This is a genomic window from Massilia sp. CT11-108 (assembly GCF_047302915.1).
Lineage (GTDB): Bacteria > Pseudomonadota > Gammaproteobacteria > Burkholderiales > Burkholderiaceae_D > Telluria > Telluria orientalis.
Genome location: NZ_JBKYMO010001629.1, coordinates 1 through 252, shown reverse-complemented (window position 1 = coordinate 252; position 252 = coordinate 1). Strand labels below are relative to the sequence as shown.

Annotated in this window: 1 protein-coding gene; it reads right to left on the bottom strand. The window is 43.3% G+C overall.

All coding sequences use genetic code 11. The annotated features are described in order from the left end of the window. Positions 1-64: 64 nt before the first annotated feature. A partial coding sequence (locus tag ACEN88_RS35835) for a hypothetical protein (RefSeq protein WP_413347142.1) occupies positions 65-252 on the bottom strand: 188 nt, incomplete at its 5' end.

Sequence of the window (252 nt, the reverse complement as noted above, 5' to 3'; positions counted from 1 at the left end):
AAGGAGACTGATTAGAAAAATTATGATTATCAGTTCTGTTCGCAGGCGGGAGTTCAAATCTCTCTCACACCTGATATTTTTTGTCAATTTTTTGTCCCCCTTTTTTCTGGTCTATCTCACTCTCTCCCCTTGTACAATTGCCTGACCAAGAGCATGATGGCTGTTTCACTGGCCCTATCAATGAGGTCAGCTGTAGCTCTAAGAACTTCCGCATATGTTGAGTGGAAGTGCCAGGATGACATGCACCAATAC